Annotated in this window: 4 protein-coding genes; 1 reads left to right on the forward strand and 3 read right to left on the reverse strand. The window is 72.4% G+C overall.

What is annotated here, in order from left to right; all coding sequences use genetic code 11:
* Nucleotides 1-95: 95 nt before the first annotated feature.
* Together ACESM1_RS30130 and ACESM1_RS30135 are read right to left on the reverse strand one after the other, a co-directional pair.
* Nucleotides 96-1487: an amidase gene (locus ACESM1_RS30130; RefSeq protein ID WP_372625066.1), complete on the reverse strand. Its 1392-nt coding sequence runs from the start codon at nt 1485-1487 to the stop codon at nt 96-98.
* Nucleotides 1484-1675 carry a hypothetical protein gene (locus ACESM1_RS30135; protein ID WP_372625068.1) on the reverse strand — a complete coding sequence of 64 codons (192 nt, stop codon included), beginning with the start codon at nt 1673-1675 and terminating at the stop codon, nt 1484-1486. The genes ACESM1_RS30130 and ACESM1_RS30135 overlap by 4 nt, the downstream gene beginning before the upstream one ends.
* Before the next feature lie 207 nt (nt 1676-1882).
* On the opposite strand from ACESM1_RS30135, the gene ACESM1_RS30140 reads away from it, so the two are divergent.
* A complete protein-coding gene (locus tag ACESM1_RS30140; protein ID WP_372625070.1) occupies nt 1883-2866 on the forward strand; it encodes an NADPH:quinone reductase in 984 nt (327 codons plus the stop codon).
* A gap of 17 nt (nt 2867-2883) precedes the next feature.
* Here ACESM1_RS30140 and ACESM1_RS30145 read toward each other — a convergent pair whose 3' ends face one another.
* Nucleotides 2884-3936, reverse strand: a complete 1053-nt coding sequence (locus ACESM1_RS30145) for a Fe(3+) ABC transporter substrate-binding protein (RefSeq protein WP_372625072.1) — start codon at nt 3934-3936, stop codon at nt 2884-2886.
* Nucleotides 3937-4201: the final 265 nt, after the last annotated feature.

The following is a 4201-nucleotide window of genomic DNA, read 5'->3' on the forward strand; positions in this document are numbered from 1 at the left end:
ACTGTGTCCGGGCAACTCGGGTCCAGCCCTTTCGAGCCGGCGATTCACGCCCTGGCGTGCCCGCCTGCGGCGTGCACACCCAGGGCGATCGCGGGCTAGCCGGCCGCCAGCGCCGGCCAGCGCCGGTGCCAATCGGTGGCCTGCTGATACGCGTGCGCCGCGCGCAGCACGCGCCCATCGGCGAAGACGGGGCCGGCGATCTGCATGCCAGTCGGCATCCCGCCTTCGCCGAAGCCGGTGCCGAACGCCACCGAAGGCCCGCCCGTCACGTTGAAGGGCGCGGCGAAGGAGCCGAGTTCCAGCGTTCCCCAGCGCGGCGCCTTCTCGATCAGCGGCGCCTCGCCGGCCTGCGCCAGCGTGACCAGCACGTCGTGCTGCGCGAAGGCGCGCTCCATCGCGGCGCAGAGCTCGCGCCGCTTGCGCTGCGCGTTCACGTAGTCCTCGCTGCCGATCGCCGCGGCCAGCACCACGCGCTCGCGGAACAGCGCACCATATTCGGCGAAGCGGGCGCGCAGCCAGGCGCCGTGGATGGCGTGCGCCTCCGCCAGCATGATGGTGCCCGCCACCGCATGCCAGTCGGCGAGCGGGGGCAGCGTGACATCGGCCAGCTCCGCGCCGAGCGAACGGAACACGCCAAGCGCCGCTTCCAGGTTGGCCAGCGCGGCCGGGCTGCCGCGGTTGTCGGTCTCGTGGAAGTGGCGGATCACGCCGATGCGCAAGCCTTTCACGCCCTGCGCCAACTCCGCCGCCACGCCGGCGGCGTCCCGCCCCGCGGAGGCCGGGTCGCCCGGATCGGGGCCGGCCATCGCCTCCAGCAGGAGCGCGCAATCCTCCGCGCTGCGCGCCATCGGCCCGACATGGTCGAGCGACTGCGCCAGCGGGAAGACGCCGCTGCGCCCGACCAGCCCATAGCTCGGCTTGTGCCCGGTGATGCCGCAGAACACGGCGGGCGAGCGGATCGAGCCCATGGTGTCCGATCCCGTCGCGCCCAGCAGCAGCCCTGCCGCCAGCGCCGCGCCGGAACCGCTGCTCGAACCGCCGGTGAAGCGCGCCGTGTCCCAGGGGTTGCGGGCCGGCGGCGTCGGCAGGTCGAAGGAAGGACCGCCGAGCGCAAATTCATGCGTGGTGAGCTTGCCGAGCAGCACCGTCCCGGCCTCCGCCAGGCGCTTCGCCGCATGCGCATCCGCATCCGGCACATGGCCCTGCAGGATGCGCGAGCAGCAGGTCGTCTCGAGTCCCGCCGTGCCGACGATATCCTTGTGCGCGAAGGGGATGCCGTCGAGGGGCCCGCGCGCCTCTCCGCGCATCAGCCGCGCCTCGGCGGCACGCGCATCGGCCAGCGCGCGCTCCTCGGCGACCAGCACGAAGGCGTGCAGCTGCGGATCGAGGCGGGCGATTCGCGCCAGGCAGTCGCGCGCGAGTTCCACGGGCGAGAGCTTCCTTGCGCGGAACAGCGCCGCGGCCTCGGCAATGCCGGCGGGGATCATTGCGACGCCTCCGGGCGGAAGATGGTCGCGGGTTCCGCCTCCGGCGCCGGGCTGCCGAGCCGCGCCAGCATCCGGCGCAGCAACCCATGCGCGTGGTCGAGGTCGTCGGGCAGCATCCCCGGCGGCAGGTTGTAGCCGGCGCGTCGCAGCAGCGCGGCGATCTCGGGCTCGGGCTTGGCGTCAGGCATGGCGGGTCCTGTCCTGCGGTGCGGCGGAAAGCCTATAGCGCCTGCTCCGCGGAGGCGGAATCGCCGGAGCGGTGAATCAGTCGCTCGAAACAGGCTGCAGCGTGATCCACGAACGAGGATCGCGCTGTCGCAGCTTCGCCCCGCGCTGCACCCAGCCCTTGGCGCACCAGCGCCTTCCTGGGACAACACGGCAGGAGACGACAGGAGATGGCGATGAAGGCGGCATGGTACGAACGCAATGGCGCGGCGCGCGAGGTGCTGGTGGTCGGCGAGATGCCCACGCCCTCCCCCGGCCCCGGCGAGGTGCTGGTGCGACTCGCCACCTCCGGCGTGAACCCTTCCGACTGGAAGACGCGCGCGGGCAGCCGGCCGATGGTGGCGCCGCGCGTGATCCCGCACAGCGACGGAGCCGGTGTGATCGAGGCGGTCGGCGCGGGCGTGGACCGCGCGCGAATCGGCGAGCGGGTCTGGATCTGGAACGGCCAATGGAAGCGCGCCTTCGGCACCGCGGCGGAGTGCATCGCGCTGCCCGCCGCGCAGGCGGTGCGGCTGCCGGACAACACCAGCTTCGAGGCCGGTGCCTGCCTCGGCATCCCGGCGTTGACGGCCTGGCGGGCGGTGCAGACCGATGGCGGCGTGGCGGGGCAGACGGTGCTGGTCGCGGGCGGCGCCGGCGCGGTCGGCCATTACGCGATCCAGATGGCGAAGCTGCTGGGTGCCGGGAGCGTGATCGCCACCGCCAGCTCACCGGAAAAGGCCGCGCATGCGCGCGCCGCGGGCGCAGACGAGGTGATCGACTACCGCATGGAAAATGTCGCGGAGGTGGTGAAGCAGCTCACCGGCGGCCGCGGCGTGGACCGCGTGGTGGAGGTGGATCTCGCTGCCAATGCCGCGCTGCTGCCGCAGATCGTCGCGCGTGACGGCTTCTGCGCCTGCTACGGCTCGGGCAGCCGGGAGACGCCGCTGCCCTTCGGACCGATGATCCTTTCCGGCGCGGCGATCCGTTTCTTCATCGTCTATGAGTTGTCGCCCGCGGCGCGCGAAGCCGGCCTCGCCCAGTTGACCGGGTGGCTGGAGCAGGGCCGGCTTCGGCATGCGGTCGGTGCGGTGATGCCGCTCGACCACATCGTGGAGGCGCACGAGGCGGTCGAGCGGGGTAGCGTCATCGGCAATGTGGTGCTGGCCTGCTGACCGGCACGAGGGGGGGGTCAGCGCCAGCCGGCGCGCTGCATGATGCGCAGCGCCTCGGCGGCGTTGGCGGCGTACTGGCCGGCGTTCAGCTGGTCCTCGCGGAAATTGCCGAAGGCGGCCAGTGCCGGATGCACCGGCGCATCCGCGACCACCGGGTATTCCATGTTGCCGACGGCGAAGATCTCCTGCGCGCGCGGGCTGGTGAGATACTCGATGAAGCGCCGCGCGCCCTCCGGGTTGCGCGAGGTGCGCACCACGCCGGCGCCGGAGATGTTGACGTGCTGGCCGCGGTCGCCCGGTCCCTGGTTGAGGAACAGCACGCCGATGCGCTCCGCCACGGCGCGGTCTTCGGCGCGCGGCGAGGTCGCCATGCCGCCGAGATAGTAGGTGTTGGAGATCGCCAGCTTGCACTGCCCGGCGGGGATGGCGCGGAACTGGTCGCGGTCGCCGCCCTGTGGCGGGCGTGCCATGTTGGCCACCACGCCGCGCGCCCAGGCCTCGGTCGCCTCCGGCCCGTTGGCGGCCAGGACGGAGCCGGCCAGCGACGTGTTGTAGGGGTGGCTCGCGGAACGCACGCAGATCTGGCCGCGGAAGCGCGGATCAGCGAGGTCCTCGACCCTCGTGAGACCCGCCGGCGGGCCGGCCTGGCGGTCGTACATCACCACGCGTGCGCGCTTGGAGACGCCGAACCAGTGGCCCTCGGGGTCGCGCAGGTTGGCGGGGACGCGGCTCTCCAGCACCTGTGAGCGGATCGGCTGCAGGATGCCCGCTTCCTTGGCGCGTGCGAGGCGCGCAGCGTCCACCGTGATCAGCACGTCCGCGGGGCTGTTCGCACCCTCGGTGCGGATTCGCTGGATCAGCTGGTCGGCATCGCCCTCGATCAGCCGGACGCGGATACCGGTCTCGCGGGTGAAGGCCTCGTAGAGCTCGCGGTCGGTGTCGTAGTGGCGGGAGGAGTAGAGCGCGATCTCGCCGCCCTGCTGCTGCTGCGCCTGCGCGATGGCGGGCGCCGCGAGCAGCAGCGTGGCGGCGGGAAGCAGGGTGCGCAGCAGCGAGCGGCGAAGCGGCATGTCGGTTCCCTCCATGGGCCACCCACCGGGCGGCGTCAGGGAGATGCCTACCGCAATTGCAAGTCATTCGCAATAGCAATACGGCTGGAGGGAAGCCGCCTGCGCGTCGGCCCCCTCGCCTGCCCCCCCTCACAGGATCAGGTCGGAGGTGGCCAGGTTGTAGCTGGTCGGCCGTGAAGAACGCGATTTCAGCGCGCGGCGAGCTGCGGTGTTGGCGTCGGGGCCGTTGGGGCGCTGATGGCGAGGAGGCTGAGGAGGAACGCGA

This window comes from Falsiroseomonas sp. (assembly GCF_041690465.1).
In the GTDB taxonomy this organism is placed as follows: domain Bacteria; phylum Pseudomonadota; class Alphaproteobacteria; order Acetobacterales; family Acetobacteraceae; genus Falsiroseomonas.

What these genes read in the sequence shown, in the direction of transcription:
- ACESM1_RS30135 (WP_372625068.1), bottom strand. Translation starts at nt 1,675, where the DNA reads ATGCCTGACGCCAAGCCCGAGCCCGAGATCGCCGCGCTGCTGCGACGC.
- ACESM1_RS30140 (WP_372625070.1), top strand. Translation starts at nt 1,883, where the DNA reads ATGGCGATGAAGGCGGCATGGTACGAACGCAATGGCGCGGCGCGCGAG.
- ACESM1_RS30130 (WP_372625066.1), bottom strand. Translation starts at nt 1,487, where the DNA reads ATGATCCCCGCCGGCATTGCCGAGGCCGCGGCGCTGTTCCGCGCAAGG.
- ACESM1_RS30145 (WP_372625072.1), bottom strand. Translation starts at nt 3,936, where the DNA reads ATGCCGCTTCGCCGCTCGCTGCTGCGCACCCTGCTTCCCGCCGCCACG.